Annotated in this window: 19 protein-coding genes; 16 read left to right on the top strand and 3 right to left on the bottom strand. The window is 52.9% G+C overall.

Going from position 1 to position 24,593, the window contains the following annotated elements:
- Positions 1-70: 70 nt before the first annotated feature.
- Complete coding sequence (locus ACNRUY_RS04290; protein WP_488110409.1) at positions 71-997, bottom strand: hypothetical protein; 927 nt, start codon at positions 995-997, stop codon at positions 71-73.
- A 165-nt stretch (positions 998-1,162) separates the two neighbouring features.
- Between ACNRUY_RS04290 and hrpA the strand changes: the two genes are divergently transcribed.
- From hrpA to ACNRUY_RS04260, 6 genes are all read left to right on the top strand, one after another.
- Positions 1,163-5,011 (top strand): ATP-dependent RNA helicase HrpA, encoded by a 3,849-nt coding sequence (gene hrpA, locus ACNRUY_RS04285; protein ID WP_488110468.1) that lies wholly within the window; start codon positions 1,163-1,165, stop codon positions 5,009-5,011.
- Between the two features lie 260 nt (positions 5,012-5,271).
- Positions 5,272-5,565 carry a hypothetical protein gene (locus ACNRUY_RS04280; RefSeq protein ID WP_488110408.1) on the top strand — a complete coding sequence of 98 codons (294 nt, stop codon included), beginning with the start codon at positions 5,272-5,274 and terminating at the stop codon, positions 5,563-5,565.
- 261 nt (positions 5,566-5,826) lie between these two features.
- Positions 5,827-7,293 carry a sigma-54 dependent transcriptional regulator gene (locus tag ACNRUY_RS04275; RefSeq protein WP_488110407.1) on the top strand — a complete coding sequence of 489 codons (1,467 nt, stop codon included), beginning with the start codon at positions 5,827-5,829 and terminating at the stop codon, positions 7,291-7,293.
- Positions 7,294-7,938: 645 nt separating this feature from the next.
- Complete coding sequence (locus tag ACNRUY_RS04270; protein ID WP_488110467.1) at positions 7,939-8,796, top strand: MinD/ParA family ATP-binding protein; 858 nt, start codon at positions 7,939-7,941, stop codon at positions 8,794-8,796.
- Positions 8,793-9,545, top strand: coding sequence for an RNA polymerase sigma factor FliA (locus tag ACNRUY_RS04265; protein WP_488110406.1), 753 nt, complete (start codon positions 8,793-8,795; stop codon positions 9,543-9,545). Before ACNRUY_RS04270 ends, ACNRUY_RS04265 begins: the two co-directional genes overlap by 4 nt.
- A gap of 249 nt (positions 9,546-9,794) precedes the next feature.
- Positions 9,795-10,235 (top strand): rhodanese-like domain-containing protein, encoded by a 441-nt coding sequence (locus tag ACNRUY_RS04260; protein WP_488110405.1) that lies wholly within the window; start codon positions 9,795-9,797, stop codon positions 10,233-10,235.
- Between the two features lie 31 nt (positions 10,236-10,266).
- Here the strand turns inward: ACNRUY_RS04260 and ACNRUY_RS04255 are convergent, their stop codons facing one another.
- Positions 10,267-10,827, bottom strand: a complete 561-nt coding sequence (locus ACNRUY_RS04255) for a NapC/NirT family cytochrome c (RefSeq protein ID WP_488110404.1) — start codon at positions 10,825-10,827, stop codon at positions 10,267-10,269.
- A 53-nt stretch (positions 10,828-10,880) separates the two neighbouring features.
- A complete protein-coding gene (locus ACNRUY_RS04250; RefSeq protein ID WP_488110403.1) occupies positions 10,881-12,494 on the bottom strand; it encodes a multiheme c-type cytochrome in 1,614 nt (537 codons plus the stop codon).
- Positions 12,495-13,086: 592 nt separating this feature from the next.
- On the opposite strand from ACNRUY_RS04250, the gene ccmA reads away from it, so the two are divergent.
- The 10 genes from ccmA (at position 13,087) to smc (ending at position 24,500) form a co-directional block, all read left to right on the top strand.
- Entirely contained in the window at positions 13,087-13,752 is a 666-nt protein-coding gene (gene ccmA / locus ACNRUY_RS04245; RefSeq protein ID WP_488110402.1) for a cytochrome c biogenesis heme-transporting ATPase CcmA, read from the top strand.
- Positions 13,749-14,450, top strand: a complete 702-nt coding sequence (ccmB, locus tag ACNRUY_RS04240) for a heme exporter protein CcmB (protein WP_488110401.1) — start codon at positions 13,749-13,751, stop codon at positions 14,448-14,450. Before ccmA ends, ccmB begins: the two co-directional genes overlap by 4 nt.
- A gap of 168 nt (positions 14,451-14,618) precedes the next feature.
- Positions 14,619-15,368, top strand: coding sequence for a heme ABC transporter permease (locus ACNRUY_RS04235; RefSeq protein WP_488110466.1), 750 nt, complete (start codon positions 14,619-14,621; stop codon positions 15,366-15,368).
- A 27-nt stretch (positions 15,369-15,395) separates the two neighbouring features.
- A complete protein-coding gene (ccmD, locus tag ACNRUY_RS04230; protein ID WP_488110400.1) occupies positions 15,396-15,755 on the top strand; it encodes a heme exporter protein CcmD in 360 nt (119 codons plus the stop codon).
- A complete protein-coding gene (ccmE, locus tag ACNRUY_RS04225) occupies positions 15,752-16,303 on the top strand; it encodes a cytochrome c maturation protein CcmE (protein WP_488110399.1) in 552 nt (183 codons plus the stop codon). Before ccmD ends, ccmE begins: the two co-directional genes overlap by 4 nt.
- Complete coding sequence (locus tag ACNRUY_RS04220; protein ID WP_488110398.1) at positions 16,303-18,318, top strand: heme lyase CcmF/NrfE family subunit; 2,016 nt, start codon at positions 16,303-16,305, stop codon at positions 18,316-18,318. Before ccmE ends, ACNRUY_RS04220 begins: the two co-directional genes overlap by 1 nt.
- On the top strand, positions 18,315-18,956 hold the full coding sequence (locus ACNRUY_RS04215) for a DsbE family thiol:disulfide interchange protein (RefSeq protein WP_488110397.1): 642 nt from the start codon (positions 18,315-18,317) through the stop codon (positions 18,954-18,956). The genes ACNRUY_RS04220 and ACNRUY_RS04215 overlap by 4 nt, the downstream gene beginning before the upstream one ends.
- Positions 18,953-19,480, top strand: a complete 528-nt coding sequence (locus ACNRUY_RS04210; RefSeq protein WP_488110396.1) for a cytochrome c-type biogenesis protein — start codon at positions 18,953-18,955, stop codon at positions 19,478-19,480. Before ACNRUY_RS04215 ends, ACNRUY_RS04210 begins: the two co-directional genes overlap by 4 nt.
- Positions 19,477-20,655, top strand: a complete 1,179-nt coding sequence (gene ccmI / locus ACNRUY_RS04205; protein ID WP_488110395.1) for a c-type cytochrome biogenesis protein CcmI — start codon at positions 19,477-19,479, stop codon at positions 20,653-20,655. Before ACNRUY_RS04210 ends, ccmI begins: the two co-directional genes overlap by 4 nt.
- A gap of 335 nt (positions 20,656-20,990) precedes the next feature.
- Positions 20,991-24,500 (top strand): chromosome segregation protein SMC, encoded by a 3,510-nt coding sequence (gene smc, locus ACNRUY_RS04200; RefSeq protein ID WP_488110394.1) that lies wholly within the window; start codon positions 20,991-20,993, stop codon positions 24,498-24,500.
- The last annotated feature ends 93 nt before the right edge of the window (positions 24,501-24,593 follow it).

Here is a 24,593-nt window from a genome sequence, read left to right as displayed (position 1 = left end):
TGGGCTAAAACGCAATCGAAAACCGGCACGCCTGGTGGTTTGTAGTGGCTTTTCTGCTGGATGAAACAGCTCAAAAAATGGCAGGAAGGCTGCAGGCACCCCCTGATCCTCCGCTTCCGGGGTGGTGGTTATTTTTATTTCTCTTTTGGATGGGCAGAGAGGGGAGGAAGAATATTTTTTCTTTTTTTGGGGCATGGCGGCTGGCGGTGAGTATGATGAGCCTGCCCTCCTGTTGAAATTCAATGCGTTCGATGAGTCCAGACTCATTGAGCTGATAGTTGATTCTAGTAGACTGAGGGTGACTTCCCGTTTGCACGATTCTTCTACGTTCTGGTTGATAGGTCAGGCTGTGATGATAATTCAACCTATTGTCAACTCTATTGGTGCTGCTCTGAATAGAGGGCCTTTTGTTTGAGCATGTTATGCAATCAATGGTGCCACTAAAGGGGAGGTGCATTTCAAACTTTCGGGTTTTTCCATGCCCTCTTCTAACAAGGTCCGTTGCAGTTTTCCGGAAACGATCGCCAAACATCACCATTCGTTCAGGCACTGCCCCTTCCAGTTCATCTTCATCAAATGAAGTGGGGTCGAACCACCATTGATAATCTCCCGCCTGTATATCCATTCTGACATATTGGGGAGGGTCGTCTGTTTCCTCAAGCGTGAAGGTAACGGAGTGGGTAGTTGTGTCACCCTCCTGTTCATTGACTAAAGATAATAGTTCTACAACCCTTCTAATGTAAGTTTCAATCGGAAGTGCTGCGTGGTGGGCTCGATGATCAATACGTTCTGGCGTAATGGATATGACGGTGCTGTTGCCCTGATTTTCCAGCTGCAGTGTGCCAAATGAAAATCCGTCACGGCTTTTGATAGTGTATAACGGGGCAAAATGAACCTGGATGAAGTCCGAACCGGGCATTCCTGCAAAGGTTAATTCTGAAAGCAGGAGCAGCGTCAGAAGGGGAGATTTTGTTCGATACCAATATAAGAAAAGCATGGATAAATGTTCGCCTTTTGTTCATATCCTGAATTCCAGGATCCCATTCTAGTCAACTCAGGGTATAATGCCCGGTTTTGCCACCAGCGTCTGAGTTGATCGAACGGGAGTATCTGAGTGCCTGGTCCTACTGACAGAAACCTGCGTCAGACCATTAATGAATGCATGATTCGTGACCGCTACAGTTTGCGGGGCCAGCTGCGCAGGCTTCGGCGTGATGATGACGCCGGGCTGGAGAAACTCCAGAGCAGAATGGATCGTTCACTGGAGCAGGTCAGCAAACGTCAGTCGGCCATGCCGACGATTCGGTATGACCAGGCTCTGCCTGTGGTGGATCGAAAGGAGGATATTGAGCGCGCCATCCGGGAGCACCAGGTGGTGGTGATTGCCGGGGAGACCGGTTCCGGTAAAACCACCCAGCTGCCGAAAATCTGCCTGGAAGCGGGAAGAGGGGTTTATGGGGCGATCGCCCATACCCAGCCCAGAAGGCTGGCCGCCCGTTCCGTGGCAAGCCGGATTGCTGAAGAGCTGCAGGTTTCCCTTGGGGAACAGGTGGGATACCAGGTGCGGTTCAAGGATCACTCCAATGAGACAACCCTGGTCAAGTTGATGACCGATGGTATTTTGCTGGCGGAAATCCAGCACGACCGGTTTCTCAACCGCTATGACACCCTGATCATCGATGAGGCTCACGAGCGCAGCCTGAATATCGATTTCCTGCTGGGGTATATCAAGCTGATCCTCCCCAGAAGGCCTGACCTGAAAGTGATCATCACTTCCGCCACCATTGATGTGGAGCGTTTTTCCCGACATTTTAATAATGCTCCGGTGATTGAGGTCTCAGGGCGGACTTATCCCGTGGAAACCCTTTACCGCCCTCTGGAGGCCCTGGAGCTGGAAGGCCGGGATGCGGATCAACGACTGCAGCAGGGTATTCTGTCGGCCCTGGAGGAAATTGAAAGCCTTGAGCGTTCCGGCAAAGGTCAGCGGCTGGGGGATGTGCTGGTGTTTCTCAGCGGTGAGCGGGAGATTCGCGAAACCCATAAATTTCTCAGGGATGCCCGACTGAATCACACTGAAGTCCTGCCCCTTTATGCCCGGCTGTCGGCGGCGGAGCAGAACCGGATTTTTCAGGGGCATTCGGGGCGGCGGGTGATACTCTCCACCAACGTGGCGGAAACTTCTTTGACCGTACCCGGCATTCGTTATGTCATCGATCCGGGCACCGCCAGAATCAGCCGATACAGTGTGCGTTCAAAGGTTCAGCGATTACCTGTAGAGCCAGTATCCCAGGCCTCAGCCAACCAGCGCAAGGGGCGTTGTGGCCGGGTGTCCGAAGGTATCTGCCTGCGGCTCTATTCAGAAGAAGACTTTCTGGCACGTCCTGAGTTTACCGATGCGGAGATTCTCCGAACCAATCTGGCGGCGGTTATTCTGCAGATGTTGAGAATGGGGCTGGGGGATATCGCTGCGTTTCCTTTTGTGGACCCACCCGACGGCAAGGCCATTAATGACGGCTTTAAACTGCTGCAGGAGCTTGGGGCGGTTTCAGGGGATCGCCGGATCACTCCTGTAGGCCGTCAGCTGGGGCAGATGCCAGTGGATCCCAGGCTGGGCCGGATGCTGGTGGAAGCCAGTAAAAACGGTGCTCTGAACGAAGTGTTAATCATTGTCAGCGCCCTGGCCACCCAGGACCCCAGGGAGCGACCCCAGGAGAAACAGCAGGCGGCGGATCAGCGTCATCGGGAGTTTTACCATGATGACTCCGACTTTATGACCTTTGTGAACCTCTGGGAAGCCTATGAGCAGCAGCGGCAGGATTTATCCCAGAACCAGCTGCGGAAATACTGCAAGCAGCAGTTTCTGTCCTTTATGCGGATGCGGGAGTGGCGTGACCTGCACCGTCAACTGGCGCTCTCCTGTAAAGATCTGAGTTTCCGGGTCAATGAGTCGCCGGCCAGTTATGGCGATATCCACAAATCCCTGCTCTCTGGCCTGTTGTCACAACTGGGCGGCAAGGATGATGAAGCGGATTATATGGGAGCGAGAAACCGCCGCTTCTATCTGTTTCCAGCCTCCACCCTCTATAAGCGCAAGCCCAAGTGGGTGATGACGGCGGAACTGGTAGAAACCTCCCGGCTGTTCGCCCGCACCAATGCCAGGCTGGAGCCTCAGTGGATCGAGCCGCTGGCCTCCCACCTGGTGAAGCGGAACTATTTTGAGCCCCACTGGGAGAAAAAACGGGCCCAGGTAGTGGCCTATGAGCAGGTGACCCTGTATGGCCTGATTATTGTCGGGCGTCGCCGGGTTCATTATGGCCCCATCGATCCAGTGGTAGCCCGGGAAATCTTTATCCGGGAAGCGCAGGTGGAAGGGCATTTTGAGTCCAGAGGGGCGTTCCAGAAGCATAACCTGGCGCTGATCAGTGAAGTGGACGAACTGGAAGCCAAGTCCCGCCGAAGGGATATTCTGGTCGACCCGGAAACCCTCTACGCCTTTTATGATGAGTTGATTCCAGCGGATATCTGTAATGGCGCCGGGTTTGAAAAGTGGCGCAAGGGGGCTGAGCATAAACAGCCGAAGCTGCTTTATCTGACCAAAGCCTACCTGATGAAACACGACGCAGGGCAGGTCACCGTTAACCGGTACCCGGATCGTTTCCGCTGGGAAGGTCTGGAGCTGCCGCTGAGTTACCACTTTGAGCCGGGTGTTGAAGATGATGGGGTCACCTTGACGTTGCCGGTGGAGGCCCTGAGGCTATTGCCCCGATACCGCCTTGAGTGGCTGGTGCCCGGCATGCTGTTTGACAAATGTGTGGCTCTGGTCAGGGCGTTGCCAAAGGCGGTTCGAAAGAACTTTGTGCCGGTGCCGGACTTCGTTACCGGAGCCCTTGATTCCATTTCCGCCTGCGATGAGCCCCTGACCGAGATGCTGGGACGGCAGCTTACCCGTATGTCCGGTGTCCGGATTCTGGATGAGCACTGGAGTGTCGACAGCCTTGAGCCTCATTTATTAATGAATTTCAGGGTGGTGGATGACCAGGGCAAAATCCTTGGCCAGGGGCGGAACCTGAACCGGCTTCGTCAGCAGTTTGCAGACATGGCCCAGGACAGTATCCGGAAGTTGTCCAAAAGCCACCTAGAACAGGAAGGCCTGCTGGACTGGAGTTGTGGCGAGCTGCCGGAAGAGATTACCCGGAAGGCGGGTGGGTTGGTGCTGAAATCCTATCCCGCCCTGGTGGATCAGAAAACCGCAGTTGCTGTTCAGTTGTTTGAAAGCCGGGCCATGGCGGATGCTGAAAACCGCCAGGGTCTGACCCGTTTACTGAGGATCAAGCTCTCTAACCAGTTGAAGTTTGCCCTGGGTAAAATGCCGCTGCTTAAAGAAACCAAGCTGCTGGCCACCAACCTGGTGAATCATAAACAGCTGGAGGATGATCTGCAGAATTTGCTGGTTGCCAGCGTTTTTCTTTCCGGTGAGGAAGCATTTCCCCGCAACCGGGAAGCGTTTGAGGCCCTGATAGAGGCCCATAAAGGTGCCATTGTGCCCTGTGCGGAAAAGCTGGATCCGCTGTTGAATGATATTTTCCGCAGCGCCCAGGCGGTCAGCCGTCAGTTGAAAGGAAAAATAAGTTTTGATCGTGCACTGGCTCTGGCCGATATAAAACAGCATCTGGCACGTCTGCTGACTGACGGGTTTATGGCCGGGGCGACCCTGGAATGGCTGAGTCACTACCCCAGGTATCTGAGAGCCATTGAGCTCCGTCTGGAAAAACTGCCGGCTCAGGTCAACCGGGATCGTGCCTGGACAGAAGAGCTGACGGTGCTCCAGCAGAAGTATCAGAAGCGACTGGACGTCCATCATCAGCATAAGCTGGTGGACCCTAATCTACGTCTGTTCTGCTGGATGATTGAAGAGTACCGGGTCTCCCTGTTTGCCCAGCAGCTGGGGACTCGTTTCCCGGTTTCAGATAAAAGGCTGCGCAAGCTCTGGGGTGAAGTGGAGGATGTGTAGAGCCTGACCGAGAATAGGCTGCCCTGCTGCGAAGGCAGCTAATTGATCTAAAAATGTGGTTTCGCTTGTTAAATAGCGTGCTATTCGCCTCGCAAAACCGCATTTTTATCTTCAATTTTCCGCCTTTCTCGCGACGGGCGCTATTCTCGGTCAGGCTCCTGGGAGCCTGTTGCACTGATTGTATTAACCCAGAAGCAGGTTGCCTGGGAGCATCGAAAAGAAGGGGCATCATTATTCATTTCTGGCAGGGAGGCCGGGTCATGACACATCTTTTCCTATTGAGCAGGCCGTTGGCTGTTTTTCTTTGCAGGGCGTCAGTGGTTGTTGTGCTGGCAACTGCTGTTACTTCAGGGTCCGCAGAGGCCTTCGAGTGGGAGGGCTATGTCCAGGATGGCCGACCCTATGCCTACCCGGACCATTATGACAATCAAGACGAAGACGAGAATGAATCGACTGAAGATGAAGATGAGACAGATAGCGGTAGTGACGATGATGAAGGTGAGCGATGGGGGAATGATGGAGAAGAAAACGCACCTTTTTTTTCTGATGACTGACAGTCGTCAGTCATGATTATTTTGTTTTTTTCTTCTTCGTTTTGAGTGAATCAGAGTTGGAATGGGAGCTGAAATCTCTTGTCTGTCAGTAAACTATTCAGGTCTAAATAGCACCCTGTTATGTTTATTCGAAATAAAAATCAAACAAAAATTTGACGTTATGGCTTTTTAGATCTTAACTGAATTAAAGAGAGGTAATTTAATTACAAATATTTGTATCTTTGCTGTATTGATTGATTGGATGACAAGGATCGTCGTCTTATGGAAACAGCTGAACAGGTACTCATTATTGAGGACGCTCAACAGCGTCGACACGACCTCAGTACCATTCTCCAGTTCATGGGGTATCGTACTGTTGCCATTGGTGCAGCCTACTGGGAAGATGCTGTCAGCTCCCAGGTTCCCGAGGAGTTCTGCGCTCTCTTTCTTGGTGATTTTCTTCAGGCGGAAAGCTCCCTTCAGGGGATGTTGTCCCGGATTCAAAGCTGGTGCGGTGGTGTGCCAGTGGTTCGAATTTCCGAGCAGTTGCCTGATAACCTGCCCACATCCCTGAGCCGGCAGATCATTGCCCGGGTTGACTGGCCCTGTAGTAAGCCGCAACTGCTGTCCAGCCTGCATTATGGTCAGGTGTATCGGGAGCAATGGAAGCAGGCTCACCAGACCGGCTACCACCAGCAGGTGCAGCTGTTTCGTGGGCTGGTGGGTAAGAGCGAGCGAATTCGCAAGGTGCGCTCGTCCATGGCCCAGGTGGCGGACCGGGATGTCAATGTTCTGATTACCGGTGAGTCGGGTACTGGAAAAGAGGTAGTAGCCAGAAACCTGCATGAACACTCTCACCGGCGGGATGCGCCTTTTGTCCCTGTTAACTGTGGGGCCATTCCAACCGATCTTCTGGAAAGTGAGTTGTTTGGCCACGAGAAAGGCTCGTTTACCGGTGCGGTGGCCACCCGCAAAGGCCGGTTTGAACTGGCGGAAGGGGGTACCCTGTTTCTGGATGAAATCGGTGATATGCCACTGCACATGCAGGTTAAATTGTTGAGAGTTCTGCAGGAGAGAACCTTCGAAAGGGTGGGTGGTTCTGAGCCGATTGCAGTGAATGTCCGTATTATTGCAGCGACCCACAAGAACCTTGAGTCCATGATTGCGGAAGGCAGTTTTCGGGAAGATCTCTACTACCGGCTGAATGTTTTTCCTATCGAAATGCCCTCGCTCAAGGAGCGTCCGGAAGATATTCCCCTGATGATCAATGAATTGACGCACAGTATGGAAAAGCAGGGCCGTGGTTCAATTCGTCTGAGTTCTGCGGCTATCCTTTCGCTCTGCCGTCATGACTGGCCTGGCAATGTCCGGGAGATGGCCAACCTGCTTGAACGACTGGCCATTATGTTTCCTTATGGTGTCATTGGGGTGCAGGATCTGCCACAGAATTTCTGTCATATGGATATGATCGGTGAGGAAGACGATGGCGTCGCCGATCTTTTTCCAGACAGTATTCAGCCAGCAGGCAGTACTCATGCAGATGATCTGGCGGTGCTGCCTGTGGGAGGGTTGAACCTGAAAGATTACCTTACCCGCCTGGAGAAAAGCCTGATTCAGCAGGCGCTGAGTGACTGTAACAGTGTTGTCGCCAGAGCCGCGGATAAACTTCAGATTCGGCGCACGACGCTGGTTGAAAAGATGAGAAAGTATGGCTTGCAGCGCTATGAGGATTCTGTAAAAAGCGGTTAACCTCTGAGCTGGACCACTTTTCCGGGCTATCAGATGCCTATAGTGATAAAAAAACAGGCTATGAATATTTCATAGCCTGTTTTTTTATCACTTCAGAAATGGTTTCTTTTCCGTAAGAAGGTGAGTGGTTCTTCATAAGGCTTTTTTATTTCTATTGTTTCTCTTTTTCTGGTTGATTGGATAGTTGGCTAACAACCTCTGTTTGATGTTTTTGTTGTTGAAACTTTGCTTATTTATTTTTAAGCAGGCGTTTTCCAGTCGGCAAAGATGGTTTTTTCTTTATCAAAAGTTGAAATAATTAATTTTGAATCCATTTTGATGTCGGGATAACGTCACAGTATTGTGACGCTGTCAAATAATTAGCTTTTGGATTGTTCAAAAAAGTGTTCAAGAAAAAACGGGCGCAACCGAAAATAAATTTATGTCAAAAAAACAGCGTGTCAAAAATAACTTCGAAATAATAAAATTCATTTAAAACATGCGGTTATCAGTTTTCAGGGCTGCTGTGTCAAACAGCTGTCATGTCAATAGCCTGTCAAAACCGTGTTTTTTGAATGAAAACAAAGTTGGCACGTTCATTGATGTATATTCCTTGTCGTTTTTCGACGTGACATTAAAAGCAATGGAACCTTCAACGTGAACGCTATGGATGCAAACACTAAACGAGTGATCGCAGTTGCCGGTTGTAAGGGTGGTGTGGGAAAGACTGTTGTAGCCGTTAATCTTGCACTGGCGCTGGCCAAGCTGGGTCAGCGGGTCATGTTGATGGATGGAAACCTGGCGGTACCCGATGTTGGCATTACTCTCGGGCTGGAAAAGCCCCTTGATATAGGAGATGTGTCGTCAGGTTTGCAGTATGTGGACAAGGGGTCACAAGAGCATTCTGACGATAACAGTCAGGATGGTGTGGTTCTTGAGGGGCCATCCGGCATCAAGGTGTATGCCCCGGCCAGTCAGGATCAATGGAGAGAGTGTATCCAGATCAATGATGCGGTTCAGTTGATTGCCAAAATGGATGCCCTGGCTCCGAGTCTGGACACCTTGATTGTGGATACTGCCCCGGGCCTTGCCCCAGATAATGTCACGTTGATTCAGGCTGCTACGGAAGTGTTGATTATCGTCAACCAGGAAGTGGTTTCTCTGATGGATACGGTTAAGCAGATACGTCTTCTGTATCGTGTATTCAATGTCCATCAGTTTTATATAGTGGTTAATGCCGCCAGCAGCCGACGTTGTGGTTCAAAGCAGTTTGAAAAACTGCAGAATCACCTGAACGACGAAAAACAGATAGTCCTCAGCTATCTGGGTTCTATTCCATTTGATAAAGCCGTTAATGAAGCCCTTGCCATGCAGTCTGCATTGTTGACTGTGAATCCAGAGTGCAGGGCATCCAGGGCTTTCCATCGTCTGGGGCATCAGATAGCCAGTATTCCGGTGCCGGAGCCTAGAGGACGCATTGAATTCTTTTTGCCAACAAGAATCAGGGAGAGGGTTAAGTCATGACCGCAGCCGCACAGGAAGTGCAAGAAAAAGCGCCACAGGAACAGAAGGCGCAGAAGAAATCACCTGCCAGAGAAGAGCTGGTGGTTACGCATCGCTCACTGGTCAAGAGGATTGCCAACCATCTGGCAGCCAGAATGCCGGCCAGTGTTCAGATTGATGATCTGGTGCAGTCCGGAATGATCGGTTTGCTCGAAGCGGCATCAAAATACGATGCCTCCAAAGGGGCCAGCTTCGAAACATTTGCCGGGATTCGTATTCGTGGTGCGATGCTGGATGAAATCCGGAAAGGTGACTGGGGCCCCCGTTCTGTGTATCGCAACAGTCGTCGTATAACCGAGGCGGTACAGGTGGTAGAGGCAAAGCTCGGGCGGGATGCACGGGACTCCGAAGTGGCAAAGGAGCTGAATGTAAAGATTGATGAGTATTACACCATACTCAGCGATCTTCGTGGTTGCCGGTTGTTCAGCTATGAAGAGCTGTTTGACAGTGAAGAATCAAGAATGCAGGCGCGTTCTGGAGATCAGGGGCCATCCGCCGATATCCAGGAAGAGAAGTTCAAGACTGCGCTGATAGAGGCAATCGATAAGCTTCCTGAAAGAGAGAAGCTGGTATTGATGCTGTATTACGATGAAGAAATGAATCTGAAGGAAATTGGCAAGGTTCTAGGGGTCAGTGAGTCCCGGGTCAGCCAGATTCATTCCCAGGCGGCTCTGAGACTGAGGTCAAGGTTGCAACACTGGCTGAGCTAAGATTTTCAGCCAGCGCCTCTTTTTTCATAACGATTTAGTCTAAACCTGATTCAGGAATAAGCTTCTCCATTATATCCGTGGGGCGTTTTTGGGTGTTGTTACGGGAATAAGTGCCTGTTATATGCTGCATTGCTTTGAATGGAGTTTTTTTTGCTCCGTATTGTTCCAAGTAGGCAGGTCCTGGCTCCATATACTTCTTTATACAGATGTTTAATAACGGACCTGTTTAATATGAAATGGATTTCTTACATGGCGGCAATGGTTGTTGCCGTTTTTCCTCCCTTGTTATTTGCCCAGGATGAAGCCCCAACTCAAATAAATGGTGTGGTCACCATTAATACTTATCAGGCCAAGAGGCTCCATGATATCGGCGCTCTGTTCATTGATGTAAGGTCCCATCGGCAGTGGCAATACGGCCATGTGGATGGTTCACATAATCTGGATCTTCGAGGCGGTTTCAGACAGCTGTTCTCCCCAGGTGTTCTGGATAAGGAAACTCCAATCGTTATCTATGGCAACAGTACCTACCATATGCGCGGAGCTATAGGCAGCTATCTGGCAGCCCTCTGGGGCTACCAGAGAGTATTTTTCCTCCGTGATGGCTACTACTCATGGTTGGCTCTGGATTTCCCCGTAACACTGAAGTCGGATAAGGCAAATTCAGCTTCTGCACCGATTTCAGCCAACTGATCCCGGGCTTCCCTGTCTTGAGTAGTGCCGACTATTTTATAACCACCCGTTTGTGGGCTATTCCAGTGTGGCATTCGATGCAGCTTTTGCCCTCCTCTGCCATGGCCTGGTGGTTGAGGCGGGCACGCTGAGTTTGTTTTGCCAGATCAAAATTATCGCCGGTATGGCAATGCCGACAGGCTTCTGAGTCATCCGCCATCATATGATCCCAGACTTTCTGTGCCAGTCGGGGTCTGTGGCTTTCAAAGTTTTCTTTGGTGATCCTTCCGGTCAGCATATAGTAGATATCCGCAGTAGCCGCTATTTTAACCTTCATTTTGTCAATGAATTTATGGGGAACATGGCATTGCGCGCAGGTTGCCTTTATATCGTTCTCATTAATGTAATGGGATGAGGCTTTGTATTCCTGAACAATGGTGTCCATTTTCAAGTGACAACTGAAACAGAAGGTATTGGTATTGGAAGCGACCATCGCTCCCTGAAAGCCACCCCCAGCCAGAATGAGCAGGAATATCCCAATGGGGATGCCCAGGAACAGAGGTGCTTTTAACCAGTTCCATATACGCCTGAGCCGCGGCAACTTCTCTGTCATTGGCTGTTACCCTCCGAACCCAGGCAATCACGGTTAAACGCACCCGTTGATATTTATTTGGGTTTGTCTGCCTTCTCATTGAGATAGCGCGCCTTGAACTCTGTCTGGGCCTTCTTCCTGGCCTGTTTGACAGACTCTGGCTCCATGCCGGTAAACCAGGCGTGTTCAGGCCGATTGAGAATTTCATCAAGCACTTTCCTGGATCGTTCTGCGGCGGCCTTCTTGTTGGCATGCTCGGCTTTTTCAACTATTTCCAGGTATTCAGGTATCAGTTCAACATAAAACTTCTCTGCTACCTCGAACATGCCGTGCCACTGAACGTAGTCCGGTGCCTGCATGGCCGCACCATGGCGTGCACGCCGACCTTCATGGTGCCAGAGGCGGAACCATGTCCATTCGATTTTTTCATCAAACGGGGTTTCGGTGATCAGTCCCTCTTTACTGAGTTGACCCATAAGGGCTTTTCCTGGGCGGGCAAACTTCTCATTATAAAGCGTAACCAGTGCATCAAACTGGGTGTAGAAGCTGTCGACCATGGGTTTGGCGTGACAGGCCTCACAGACATTCTGCATGTCTTTACGGCGATCCTGCCAGCTTTTTGTAGGTTTGCCGAGGGCAAGGTCTTTGGCATCTATTTTTTCAGAGATGGCAGGGCGAAGGTTCCATGAAATTCGGTCTCCCACATCGTGGGTGACCGGAAGCTCACGGGTGGCGGACATGTGGCAGCTGCTGCAGGTTGGGGCTGTGTGATAGTCCTCACCCGCTATCCACTTGGAGTATTCCATCTTCAGGCGGTCAGCATGGGCATGAAAATCAATGCCATGTCTGGACTCTTCGTAGATTTCTTTCTGTGGATGGTCAGGCCCAAGGTGACAATGTCCGCAGGCCTCGGGGCGGCGGGCTTGAGTGATGCTGAATTCGTGCCGGTGGTGGCAGGCAGCGCAGGTTCCTGTTGAGCCGTCAGGATTGATTCTCCCTATTCCGGTGTTGGGCCAGGTCGCCGGGTCAAGGTCGCCGTTCTTCAGTACTTTCACCTCAGAGCCATGGCACTGCCAGCAACCAGACACCGCCGCAGGGGATTCGCCCCCGAGGGTGAGCTTCGTGCTCTCAGGGTTTTTCCTGGCGCTTTCTCCCTTGCTGGATGTACCTTCAATGACTTCTGCCAGCATATTGTCCAGAGAGCCAATGATCTTGCCTGCGCTGGCATGGTGGCTTCTCATGAACTCCTCTGCTTCTTTTGAGTGACACTTACCGCAATCTTTTGGTGACACGATAACGGATATGTTAAAGCCTTTATGTTTGATGGCGTCCTTGTCAGAGGCATTGGCCCCATGGCACTCGAAACAGCCAACGTTGGCCCCATAGTGTTTGGACATCCCCCATTGGGCATAAATTGAGGGGTGTTCTTCCTTATGACATGCAGCGCAGGCCTGACTTTCCGGGCTCAGTTGAGGGTAGGGTTTTAATATCAGAGCTTTGGGGGCTGCATGGGACTCAAGCGTCCCTGAAAAGAGGTATTCCATCACTACCCATCCGGAGAAGACAGTGCCTGCCAGCAGTAGAAAACTGCAGATAACCGTGAAAGGGCTGAAAAAACGCCGACTGTTGCTTGCAGGGTGGGAAGGACTTTCTTTGCCTGATAAAGGTTTGCGTGATGAAGATGCCATGGGGATGAGGTCAAGGTTAAGTACAGAATGTACAACACCGCCTTCTCACCCCAGGTTCCTGATTCTCTAGCCCCAGAGGGCTTGAGTCGTAACACGGTTTTGAGGAACCTGTATCCGGGTTGAATGGCAGTATTGCGCTTATACGGTCAGCACTTGTATATTCCGCGACTGAAGCTTAACTCCAGGGTTGATGTGGTGTTGTCGATCACCGCTTGATACTGAGCAATTCCAGCCCCCATGTTTTATGGGGCGAACTCAAGCGGTAAAGTTGATGAGTAACCGTCATTAGCCCCACCGTATAAAGCTATTGAGGGCGGTGGGCACACTGGTTCATCACTCAAACTAATAAGTCTTGCGTCGTCAAGGTTAGAAAAGATATTCATTTTTGCAAGTTTTGTAAGAACTAAAAATACGACCTTTGCAGTCTTTTTTCTGCATGGGTATATGAGTGATGTTGTATAGTGGTGCAGCCTCCTGGGGAGGCATGAAGGGGGCTATAAAGGAATCGATGAGCCATGTTGTCGATGGTTGCCTTTGTGTCTCAAGTCAGTAATCTTGTGTTTTGTTTCTAATTTGATGACGGGTCCATCCATTGTTAGAGGTTATTCAACTTGAGTGTGAGCGGGATGACAGACGGCTGTTTACGAATCTATCCTTTACCCTTTCTCCAGGGGAGTTGCTGCAGATAGAGGGGAGGAACGGAGCGGGCAAGACCACGCTTTTGAGAATTCTTGCAGGCCTTTCCTCTGCCTGGACTGGACGGATTCTCTGGCAGGGTAAACCGATGGCTAAGGTCTATGCAGACTTTCGCCTTGCCTGCTATTTTCTGGGACACCGGCCGGGCCTCAAGCTTGAACTGACTCCCCTGGAAAACCTCTCCTGGCGGTTGCAGCTGGCGAACAGCCCTGCGGGTCATACCGCTCTGTATGATGCTTTGGAAAAAGTGGGGCTTTCCGGGTATGAGCAGGTCCCATGCAGTCACCTTTCCGCTGGTCAGTTGCGCAGGGTTGCCCTGGCAGGGCTGTTGGCCAGTCGCGCGACGCTCTGGATTCTGGATGAACCCTTTACCGCCATTGATGTGGATGGGGTCAGCTGGCTGGAATCCCTGCTCAGCGATCATGGGGACCAGGGAGGAATGGTTCTGGTCACCAGCCATCAGCCTCTGAAGGACCCCCGTGGTCATCTGCGAAAACTCAAGCTGGAATCTTTTTCAGGAGCGTCTTTGTCAGGAGAGAGTGGAGCAGGAGGGTGTTCATGAGTGCAGTGAACCCAGGCTCAATGAATGGTCTTTCTGCCTGCATGGCATTGATCCGTCGGGATTTGACCCTTGCTTTTCGCTCTCCGGGTCAAACCGTAAACCCCATGGCTTTTTTCCTGATGGTGGCCTCGTTGTTTCCCCTGGGGATTACCCCGGACCGGGAGACACTTGCGGTTCTGTCCGGCGGGATTTTGTGGATCGGAGCGCTGCTTTCGGTTTTGCTATCACTGGATTCGCTGTTCAGGAGTGATCAGGAGGATGGCGCTCTTGACCAGCTGTTGCTCTCCCCTCATCCCTTACCACTATTGGTATTGGCCAAAGTGTTTTGTCACTGGCTCACTACCGGGCTGTGTCTGACCCTGATGGCACCGGTGCTGGCTTTGATGTTACATATGCCCGAACAGGCGTATCCTGCTCTTTTGATCAGCCTGCTACTGGGTACACCGGTGCTCAGCCTTGCAGGGGCGATCGGTGCGGCGCTCACCGTTAAGATTCAGCGCGGAGGGGTACTGTTAACGTTGCTCTCCCTTCCTCTTTATATCCCGGTGTTGATATTTGCCACCGGGGCGGTGAATGCGGCAGCTAATCAGTTGCCTTACACCGGGCATATTCTTTGGCTTGCGGTTTTCCTGGTGCTTGGGATCTGTCTTGCCCCGATTGCGATCGCAGGAGCCTTGAGGGTGATCAATGAAGGTTGAAGTTGTTCAAATAAAGAGTGTGGTGACGATGATTTCAGCCAGTGGTGGTCTTGAAAAACACCCTCAATTTCTGCATTGTGTGCACGTTTTGATTGATCAGAGCCCGATGAGTTGTCGCGGTGTTGTTTATGGCCAGGGAAACGCGGCCTCAGGAAGTAGAACAAGATGATGAACTGGACGCTGTTTCACAAACTGGGCTCACCAAAGTGGTTTTATGACATCAGTAGCAAGTGGGTGAGCTGGCTTCTGGTTTCTTCTCTGTTGCTGATGGTGGTTGCTCTGACCTGGGGGCTGGCTTTTACCCCTCCGGATTATTTGCAGGGTAACAGCTACCGGATTATTTTTATCCACGTACCGTCCTCTTTTCTGGCTCAGGCCATCTATATGATGATGGCGGTGGCGGGAGCTATCACCCTGATTTGGAAAATCAAGCTGGCTGATATGGGGCTGGCGGTGATGGCGCCCATAGGCGCTTCTTTTTGTATTCTCTCTCTGGTGACCGGGGCTATCTGGGGCCAGCCCACCTGGGGTACCTGGTGGGTGTGGGATGCCCGCCTGACCTCCATGTTGATCCTGCTGTTTCTTTATATCGGGGTTATCTCCCTCCGGGGAGCGATACGAAGCAGTGATGTGGCTGCTAAAGCCTGCGCCATCCTGGCTCTGGTGGGCGTGGTGAATATCCCCATTATCAAATTCTCTGTGAACTGGTGGAACACTCTGCACCAGGGAGCCACGCTCAAGCTCACTGAAAAACCGTCCATGGCTCCGGAAATGCTCTGGCCATTGCTGTTGTCGATTCTTGGATTTTACCTGTTTTTTACTCTGGTCATGGTATTACGGTTGCGTGTGGAAATTCTGAATCGTGAATGCCGAACCCGCTGGGTGCGTGAGCTGCTTATGGCAAAGAGGTCATCATGAGAGGTGCCATGAAGAACTGTCCACAGAGTGTTTGGCCGCATTGCCGCCTGCAAGAGGGTCTCTATGTATTTTGATGGCTGGACCGGCTTTTTGGAAATGGGTGGCCATGGGTTCTATGTCTGGAGTGCCTATGGAGTCGCCTTTCTGGTGATTGCTTATAACCTGCTGGCCCCCATCCGGGCCAGGCGGCAGGTACGTGAACGGGTGCAGAGGCAGGAGCGTCTGGAGAAGGCCGGTAATAACCGGCGTCAGGACAGGGGTGTCATTGAGTCAACACTGAACAGCCTTGAGCCAGTAGAAAGCACTGAACCTTTTGAAAGCCAGGGTGTGATGAACTGCCGTGAGCAGGAAAGCGGCCACGAGCCGAAAAGGAGGGGTAGGCAATGAATGCAGTCCGCAAGCAGAGGTTGATTCTGGTGTTGCTGCTGGTGGCAGGCGTCGGTGTGGCGGTGGCCCTGACGTTGTTGGCCCTGAAACAGAATATCAATCACTATTTTTCGCCTACCCAGATGGCCGCTGGGGAGGCACCGGTAGGTCAGAAGATTCGGGGGGGAGGCCTGGTGGTTCCAGGTTCGGTCAAACGGGATCCTGACAGCCTGAAAGTAAGCTTTAAAATCAGTGATGGCCAGAGTGAAGTCAAAGTAGAATACACAGGTATTCTGCCAGACCTGTTTGTTGAGGGGTCCGGTGTTGTGGCACTCGGGCAGCTTCGAAAGGATGGTGTGTTTGAAGCTTCGGAAGTGCTGGCCAAGCATGATGAAAACTACATGCCCCCGGAAGTTCAGAAAGCCATTGATCAAGCACATCCGGGAATGTCCAAAGAGAAAGAGGCTTCCCAGGATAAGCGGCAATGTCCGGATAAGCCCAAAGACAGGGCTTGTCCTCAGCAGGAAAAAAGTCCCGGGAAAGATCCTAAGTCAGAGGAGAAACCATAATGGTTGCTGAAGCTGGGCTGCTGGCGCTGGTGCTGGGCCTTTGCCTGAGTCTTCTGCTGAGTGTATTGCCGCTGGCGGGAAGCTATAACGGCAATCTTCGCTGGATGAATCAGGCCCGTTCTCTGTCCTATGGGTTGTTTGCCCTGGTCAGCTTTGCCTTTATCTGTCTTGTCTGGTCCTTTGTCACCGATGACTTTTCGGTGGATTATGTGGCACGACATTCAAACAGTTTGTTGCCCATGGAGTATAAAGTCAGTGCTACCTGGGGAGGGCATGAAGGCTCACTGCTGCTCTGGGTGCTGATTCTCACAGGCTGGATGGCCATGGTGGCGCTGAAGAGCCACCGGCTGCCTCCGGAGTTGTCAGCCCGGGTATTGTCGGTGATGGGAATGATCAGTGTCGGCTTTTTGCTGTTCACGCTGATGACTTCAAACCCCTTTACCCGGATATTGCCTTTTCCCCCTGAGGATGGAGCAGATCTTAACCCGTTACTTCAGGACTTCGGTTTGATCGTGCACCCGCCCATGCTCTATATGGGCTATGTGGGATTTGCCGTGGCCTTTGCTTTTGCCATTGCCGCTCTTTTGGGGGGGCAGCTGGACAGTGCCTGGGCCCGATGGGCTCGCCCCTGGACGACAGTGGCCTGGGTCTTTCTGACGTTGGGTATTGCCCTTGGCAGTTGGTGGGCTTACTACGAACTGGGCTGGGGAGGCTGGTGGTTCTGGGATCCAGTGGAGAATGCCTCGTTGATGCCCTGGCTGGTAGGCACGGCACTGATTCATTCACTGGCGGCAACCGAAAAGAGGGGGCTGTTCAAGAGCTGGACACTGCTGCTGGCTATTTTTACTTTCTCTCTCAGCCTGTTGGGGACTTTCCTGGTTCGCTCAGGCGTATTGACGTCCGTTCATGCGTTTGCCAATGACCCGGAGCGGGGCGTCTTTATCCTTATTTACCTGATGGTGGTTGTGGGCGCTTCGCTGACCCTATTTGCCCTCAAAGCCCCTGAGGTTCGTAGCACCATTCGTTTTTCCATCGTCTCCCGGGAGACGCTCTTGCTGGTCAACAATATTCTGTTGACGGCCAGTGCCGCCACAGTGCTGTTGGGAACCCTGTTCCCGCTGTTACTGGAGTCCCTGGATATGGGCATGATCTCCGTAGGTCCTCCTTACTTCAACGCCCTGTTTGTGCCCATGGCGATGTTGCTGGCCTTTGCTCTCGGGTTTGGTGTTTTGCTCAACTGGAAAACCGGTTCGGTGCGCTGGGCCGTTCAGCAGACGCGCTGGATTTTTCTGGTTAGCCTGTTAGCGGGCCTGGCTTTCAGCCTGTTCTACAGTGATAACTTCCTGGTCAGTGAGTTGCTGGCCATGTCCCTGGTGGCCTGGATCCTGCTCACCATGGCCAGGGACATAATGAACAAAACTCGCAACACCGGTTTGCTCTCTGGTCTTGGGCGACTGAAGCCCGCTTATTACGGCATGCATCTGGCGCATCTGGGGCTGGCGGTTTCCATTATCGGGATTGCCATCACCAGTGGTTACAGCAGCCAGCGTGACCTGCGGATGGCGCCAGGCGACCGGGTCACCGTGGGTGACTATGAGTTTCGCTTTGACGGTGTGCGCTTTGAGCAGGGGCCGAACTACGCTTCTGACTACGGTTCAATGACGGTGTACCGTGATGGTCGACAAGTGGCCGTATTGCACCCGGAAAAAAGGGTGTATAAGGCTCAGGGGATGCCCATGACCGAAGCAGCCATTGATCCTGGTGTCACACGGGATCTCTATGTGGCTCTGGGCGAACGTCTGGATGATGAGGGCAGCTGGGCATTAAGGATCCACATCAAGCCCTTTGTGCGCTGGATCTGGCTGGGTTCCATTTTCATGGGGCTGGGAGGGCTGCTGGCGATCTCTGACCGGCGTTACCGGTTAAAGATCCGCCGCAAGCTTGGATCTTCAGCTGCAGACGCTTCTGATCGCTCTGATCTTGATGGTGATGTTAAGGGAGTGGTCAGCCCATGAGTGAATCAATGAGCCCTCAGCCGGTGAAGAGCCCGCAGCCGGAAGCGGTGAAAAGCCTTCAGCCAAAGAAGAGTCGGTGGAAACTGTTTTTGCCGCTGGTCATTTTTCTTGGCCTGTGTCTGATGTTTTATATCGCCCTGTTCCGGGATCGGGGTGAGCTGCCTTCGGCTCTGCTGGATAATCCATTTCCGTCGTTTAATTTGCCAACGGTCAAGAATCCGGATCGGTTTATCAGTCGTAAAGACTTGATCGGTGAGGTCGCGCTGGTCAATGTCTGGGCCACCTGGTGCCCAGCCTGCAGGGTTGAACATCCCTACCTGGTGGAGCTGTCAAATCGGGGGGTGCCCATTTACGGGGTGAACTCCAAGGATGATCAGGCTGAAGCGCAGCAGTGGCTCAGGAAACTTCAGGACCCTTATCGGTTCAGCATTAATGATCAGAAGGGAACCCTGGGGATAGACCTCGGGGTATACGGGGCTCCGGAAACCTACCTCATTGATGAGCAGGGGGTTATCCGCTACCGGCATGTGGGGATTGTGAATGCCAGTGTCTGGAAGAATGACCTCAGGCCCAGATATGAAGCCCTGAAACGCGCTGCCGAAAAGACGAGAGCCAGTGCTGGAGAGGGCGGGCAATGATGCAGATATCAAAGTTAGTGCGGCTGGTGCCAGCACTCTTTTTCAGTTTATTGATGACCAATGCCCTGGCGGCGATTGATTCCTATGAATTTGATTCGCCGGAACAGGAACAGCGTTTTTATGAGCTGACCAATGAACTGCGCTGCCCCAAGTGTCAGAACCAGTCCATAGCGGATTCCAATGCACCTATCGCCCATGACCTGCGCCGTGAAGTGCACCGGTTGCTGGTTGAAGGGGTAGAAGACGAGGGGGTGATTGATTTCATGTTGTCCCGCTATGGGGAGTTTGTTCTTTATACTCCCCGGTTTGAGGCCAAGACTCTGGTGCTCTGGCTGGGGCCGCTGTTTTTGTTGCTGATCGGCCTGGTGGTGCTGGTGGTGGTTGTGCGCAATCACAGAATGGCCTCTGGTGTGGAGCATGACAACGTCACTGAGGAGCAGCGGCAGGCGCTTGAACAGGCCTTGAAGGGCAAGGCTGCTGATGAGGGTTCGCCGGGTGTTGAATCGCAGGGTAAGACGCAATGATTGAATTCTGGATAATAGCGCTATTGCTGGTTGCCTTTGCGGTGATGGTGGCTATCTGGCCTTTGGTAAAAGGCAAGGTCGATGCGCCCGGAGAAGGCATTTCTGATGAGGGTGCCAATGTTGCTCATTTTCGTGACCAGCAGTCTGAGTTGGAACGTCAGGTTGAGCTGGGTTCACTGAGCAGTGACGAAGGGGAGCGCCTGAGTCAGGAGCTTGAGAAAAAGCTGGTGGAAGAGCTGGGGCAGTCGTCGGCTCAGCCTGGGCGCTACTCCAGAACCCGAAGTGCCGCTCTTGCTCTGGTGGTGGCGCTGGTGATTCCGGTGATGGCTGTTCCCCTTTACTTCAAGCTGGGTGCCCAGACCGAGATGGAAGTGGTGGATGCCATGATGCGCAGTGACCTTCAGCCCGGGGAAGTTCAATCCCTGCTGGAGCGCTGGGTAGCTCGGCGGCCGGACAATAACCAGGCCCTGTTTATGCTGGGTGGTCACTATATGCGTACCGGACAGATGGATAAAGCCGTGGCCACTTATCGGGATCTGGTCAAAATCAGTAATGGCCATCCCCAGGTGGTGGCGGAACTGGCTCAGGTGCTTTTTCTGAAAGAACAGAATCAGGTGACCGGGGAAGTTCGCAGGCTTTATCAGAACGCCCTGGATCAGGACCCTCAGAACACCACTGCACTAGGGCTCAAGGGTATTGATGCCTTTGCTCAGGAAGATTATTCCGGTGCTATTACGGCCTGGCAGCAGGCGCTGAATCATGAGGCCGATCCATCCGCAAGGCAGTCTCTCAGCACAGGAATCACCAAGGCTCGGAACCTTCTTGGGCAGCCGGTGGCTCAGATTCGGGTCATGGTGGACCTGGCCCCTGAGTTGGCAAAACTGCCCAGGGATGCCCGGGTGATCGTTTTTGCCAGACCGGCTGGTAATGGCGTGCAGCCACCGGTGGCTGCGGTTCCATTGAAGGTGGGGGACCTGCCCCGGGAGGTGGTTCTTGATGACTCCAGTGCCATGATGATGGGAGGGGAGCCCTTGTCCTCCATTGAAACGCTGGATATTACAGCCCGTATCAGTCTTTCCGGCGATGTGATGTCGGCGGATTATCAGGTTAAGGCACCGGGTATCAAGACCACCGGCAATGAGGTGGTCAGGCTGGTGTTCACTCCCGCTGGCTGAACCAATCCAGCCGTCTTTTGTCTTAATCATTAACCTTCTTCCAGAAAGTCGTTTTTTTCATTACGGAAAAGACGACTTTTCTGTGTGCTGTGTTAATGTGTAAGATCTAGTCAGGAAGCTTTGGCTTGTTGTGTAAGGGGATTGCTTTGCATAAAGCCATTTTCTGTCAATGGATCGATTCGCTGTGACAAGGAACCGGAGCCCCGGGTAAGACCCTCATGTTTATGAGCGGTTTGCCGGTGCGGTTGCTGATATGGCAGCTTTAATATCAGGACAGTACCCGAACCGGCCGCAGGCTGGCAGGTGGCCCCGAAAGTGAAGAGCTAAAGGAAACGATGCGCCTAAAATCCATCAAACTGGCCGGATTCAAATCGTTCGTGGACCCGACAACGGTTCACTTTCCCTCCAACATGTGCGGTGTGGTCGGACCCAACGGGTGTGGCAAGTCCAACATCATTGATGCGGTTCGCTGGGTCATGGGGGAGTCCTCTGCAAAACATTTGCGCGGGGAGTCCATGACCGATGTTATTTTCAAGGGCTCTAACAGCCGCAAGCCTGCCAACCAGGCCTCCGTTGAGCTGATCTTTGATAATAATGAAGGCCGGGTCACCGGCGAGTACGCCGCCTACAGTGAGATTTCGGTCAAAAGAACCGTTAACTCCGATGCCAAAAACACCTACTTTCTGAACGGCAGCAAATGCCGTCGCCGGGATATTATGGACATCTTTCTGGGCACCGGTCTTGGCCCCAGAAGTTACGCCATTATCAGTCAGGGCATTATTTCCAACCTGATTGAATCCAAGCCGGAAGAGTTGCGGGTGTTCATCGAAGAAGCAGCGGGGATTTCCAAATATAAGGAGCGTCGCCGGGAGACCGAGAACCGGATCCGACGGACCAATGAAAACCTTGAGCGACTGACGGACCTGAGGGAAGAGCTGGGCCGTCAGCTCGGCCATTTGCATCGTCAGGCCCAGGCCGCGGAAAAGTATAAAGAATATAAAGCGGAAGAACGCTTGAAAAAGGCCCAGCTGCAGGCCCTGAAATGGCAGGCTATTGATACCGGGGCCCAGTCCCAGGAACAGGCCATTAACGAATTTGAGGTTCAGCTGGAGGCGGCCGTCAGCCAGCAGCGCTCTGCGGATGCGGCCATGGAAGATGATCGGGTCAAGCAGATGGAATTGAGCGATCACTTCCATGAAACCCAGTCCCGTTACTACAACACCGGCAATGAAGTGACCCGGATAGAGCAGACCCTGCAGCACCGGGAAGAGCGTGCAAAAGAACTGAACAATGACCTGGCCCAGGTGGAGCAGGGCTGGCAGGAGGCACGGGAGCAGCTGGCCGAAGATCAGGAGCAGCTGGAAGCCTTCCAGGAAGAATTGATTGAGCTGGAGCCGGAACTGGCCATGCTTCAGGAGCAGGAAGAAGGCTCCGGTGAAAGCCTGGCCCGGGCCGAGGAGGCCATGCAGCGCTGGCAACAGGAGTGGGATCATTTCAACCAGCGATCCCATGAGCCCAAGCGGACGGCCGAAGTGGAGCAGTCCAGAATCACCCACGCTGAACAGGTTATGGAGCGCTTGCTTGCCCGGGAGGGCCGGCTTAAAGAAGAGTCTGCAGCCCTGGGAGGAGGGGAAGACCAGGAAGAGATGGAGCTCTTGTCAGAAAAACTGACGGAGCTGGAGCTCACGGCAGAAACCGTTGAACTGCGGACGGAAGAGTGTCTGGAAGCGCTTGATTTGGAACGTGAAAGCGTTCAGACCCTGACCGGAGAGCTGGAAAAGAATCGCGACGATCTGAGCATGGTGCGTGGGCGACATGCATCCCTGGAAGCCCTGCACCAGGCGTCTATTAACCAGGACTCGGGAACGCTGGACTGGATTGAGCAGCAACAGCTCAATGGCCAGCCAAGGTTGATGGAGAAGCTGCAGGTGGAGTCCGGCTGGGAACGGTCTGTTGAGACGGTTCTGGGAGACTGCCTGCAGGCGGTCTGCGTGGACAGCCTGGACCCAGTGGCAGGAGCGCTTGACAACCTTGAGCAGGGAGCGCTGGTATTGCTGGAGGCCGGGGTTACTGTTGAACAACAGAATCCACGGGCTGGTCTTGCCCCCTTGTCCCATAAGGTTCAGTCGGGTCAGGAGGCCATTCCTCTGCTGGCCGGTATCTTTGCTGCGGATTCTCTGGAGCAGGCGCTGTCAGCCCGGTCGGGACTTCGGGCCGGGGAGTCTATTGTCACCCGGGAGGGTATCTGGCTCTCGGCAGGATGGCTGAGAGTCAGCCGTGCGGTGGATAGCCATGCTGGGGTGCTGGAACGCCAGAAAGAGATGGAGTCCCTGGCGGAAAAACTGGTGGCTCTTGAACAGGCCAGTGAGCGCCTGAAAGAGGAACTGGCCGGTGCCAGGCATCGTCTGGAGCAGCGTGAGTCCGAACGGGAGCAGCTGCAGAAACAACTCTCTGGAATTAACCGCAGCCAGGGCGAAGTCCGGGCCGACCTGGGGGCTCGAAAGGTCAGGCTGGAACAGTTTTCTGAACGACGCCGCCGCCTTGAGCAGGAGTTGCAGGAAGTCCGGGAGCAGTATCAGCTGGAGCAGGAAGTGGTGGGTGAATCCCGGATGCGACTTCAGGAAGCTCTGGACCATATGGAACAGGATATTGGTCTGCGGGAGACTCTGCAGGAGCAGCGGGAACAACATCAGAGCCAGCTGGAAGAGGTTCGCCACAAAGCCCGGTTTGATAAGGAAAGAGCCCATCAACTGGCCCTTCGCCAGCAATCCATTAATACCCAGGTCAGCTCCATTAAGGCGGCCATTGAGCGTCTCAGCCAGCAGAACACCAAGCTCCGTGAGCGCCGTGAATTTCTGCGAGAGTCCCTGTCGGAATCCAGCTCCCCTGAAGGGGATTTGCAGGAACAGCTGGAAGAAATGCTGGGTCGCAGGCTCGAAGAAGAGGAAGCCATGCAGCAGGCCCGGATGGCGCTTGAGGAAGTGGAGCAGCGCATACGGGAAGGGGAAAAGATCCGTCACAGTGCTGAGCAGCAGGCCCAGAAAGTCCGTGGCCAGCTGGAAAAACTGAAAATGGACTGGCAGGGGATGCAGGTCCGTCGTACAACGCTGGCAGAGCAGTTGCGGGATGATCAGTTTGACCTGAACACCGTGCTGGAAAACTTGCCGGAAGACGCTTCGGAACAACTGTGGGAGCAGGATCTGGAAAAAATAGCGGCCCGGATTGAACGACTCGGGGCCATTAACCTTGCGGCCATCGAGGAGTATGAAACCCAGTCGGAACGCAAACAGTATCTGGATGCCCAGAATGAGGATCTGGAATCGGCCCTGGAAACGCTGGAAAATGCGATTCGCAAGATAGACCGGGAGACCCGCCAGCGTTTCAAAGTGACCTTTGATAAGGTCAATTCCGGTCTGCAGGAACTCTTTCCAAGGGTGTTCGGCGGAGGACGTGCCTATCTGGAGTTGACTGGTGAAGATCTGCTGGACACCGGTGTCGCCATTATGGCCCAGCCTCCTGGCAAGAAAAACAGCACGATCCACCTGCTTTCAGGGGGAGAAAAAGCGCTGACCGCCATTGCCCTGGTATTTGCCATTTTCCAGCTGAACCCTTCCCCCTTCTGTATGCTGGATGAGGTGGATGCCCCTCTGGATGATGCCAATGTGGGGCGTTATGCCAAAATGGTGTCTGAAATGAGTGAGAAAGTTCAGTTTGTCTACATCACCCATAACAAGATTGCCATGCAGGCGGCCAGTCAGCTGATTGGTGTGACCATGCATGAGCCCGGTGTTTCCCGTCCGGTGTCGGTGGATATTGAGCAGGCAGCGGCCATGGCCGAGTTGTGATCCAGGCAGATGTGTCAGTTATTGTTGTTGCAAAAGTCCATGGCTGCCAGTATGAAAAGGCGCCAGGCTTTGGTATTGCCAGAGCTCTGGGGT

It is taken from the genome of Endozoicomonas sp. Z74 (assembly GCF_057680865.1).
This window is presented reverse-complemented; position numbering and strand designations above follow the sequence as displayed.

What these genes read in the sequence shown, in the direction of transcription:
- ACNRUY_RS04290 (WP_488110409.1), bottom strand. Translation starts at nt 997, where the DNA reads ATGCTTTTCTTATATTGGTATCGAACAAAATCTCCCCTTCTGACGCTG.
- hrpA (WP_488110468.1), top strand. Translation starts at nt 1,163, where the DNA reads ATGATTCGTGACCGCTACAGTTTGCGGGGCCAGCTGCGCAGGCTTCGG.
- ACNRUY_RS04280 (WP_488110408.1), top strand. Translation starts at nt 5,272, where the DNA reads ATGACACATCTTTTCCTATTGAGCAGGCCGTTGGCTGTTTTTCTTTGC.
- ACNRUY_RS04275 (WP_488110407.1), top strand. Translation starts at nt 5,827, where the DNA reads ATGGAAACAGCTGAACAGGTACTCATTATTGAGGACGCTCAACAGCGT.
- ACNRUY_RS04270 (WP_488110467.1), top strand. Translation starts at nt 7,939, where the DNA reads ATGGATGCAAACACTAAACGAGTGATCGCAGTTGCCGGTTGTAAGGGT.
- ACNRUY_RS04265 (WP_488110406.1), top strand. Translation starts at nt 8,793, where the DNA reads ATGACCGCAGCCGCACAGGAAGTGCAAGAAAAAGCGCCACAGGAACAG.
- ACNRUY_RS04260 (WP_488110405.1), top strand. Translation starts at nt 9,795, where the DNA reads ATGGCGGCAATGGTTGTTGCCGTTTTTCCTCCCTTGTTATTTGCCCAG.
- ACNRUY_RS04255 (WP_488110404.1), bottom strand. Translation starts at nt 10,827, where the DNA reads ATGACAGAGAAGTTGCCGCGGCTCAGGCGTATATGGAACTGGTTAAAA.
- ACNRUY_RS04250 (WP_488110403.1), bottom strand. Translation starts at nt 12,494, where the DNA reads ATGGCATCTTCATCACGCAAACCTTTATCAGGCAAAGAAAGTCCTTCC.
- ccmB (WP_488110401.1), top strand. Translation starts at nt 13,749, where the DNA reads ATGAGTGCAGTGAACCCAGGCTCAATGAATGGTCTTTCTGCCTGCATG.
- ACNRUY_RS04235 (WP_488110466.1), top strand. Translation starts at nt 14,619, where the DNA reads ATGAACTGGACGCTGTTTCACAAACTGGGCTCACCAAAGTGGTTTTAT.
- ccmE (WP_488110399.1), top strand. Translation starts at nt 15,752, where the DNA reads ATGAATGCAGTCCGCAAGCAGAGGTTGATTCTGGTGTTGCTGCTGGTG.
- ACNRUY_RS04220 (WP_488110398.1), top strand. Translation starts at nt 16,303, where the DNA reads ATGGTTGCTGAAGCTGGGCTGCTGGCGCTGGTGCTGGGCCTTTGCCTG.
- ACNRUY_RS04215 (WP_488110397.1), top strand. Translation starts at nt 18,315, where the DNA reads ATGAGTGAATCAATGAGCCCTCAGCCGGTGAAGAGCCCGCAGCCGGAA.
- ACNRUY_RS04210 (WP_488110396.1), top strand. Translation starts at nt 18,953, where the DNA reads ATGATGCAGATATCAAAGTTAGTGCGGCTGGTGCCAGCACTCTTTTTC.
- ccmI (WP_488110395.1), top strand. Translation starts at nt 19,477, where the DNA reads ATGATTGAATTCTGGATAATAGCGCTATTGCTGGTTGCCTTTGCGGTG.
- smc (WP_488110394.1), top strand. Translation starts at nt 20,991, where the DNA reads ATGCGCCTAAAATCCATCAAACTGGCCGGATTCAAATCGTTCGTGGAC.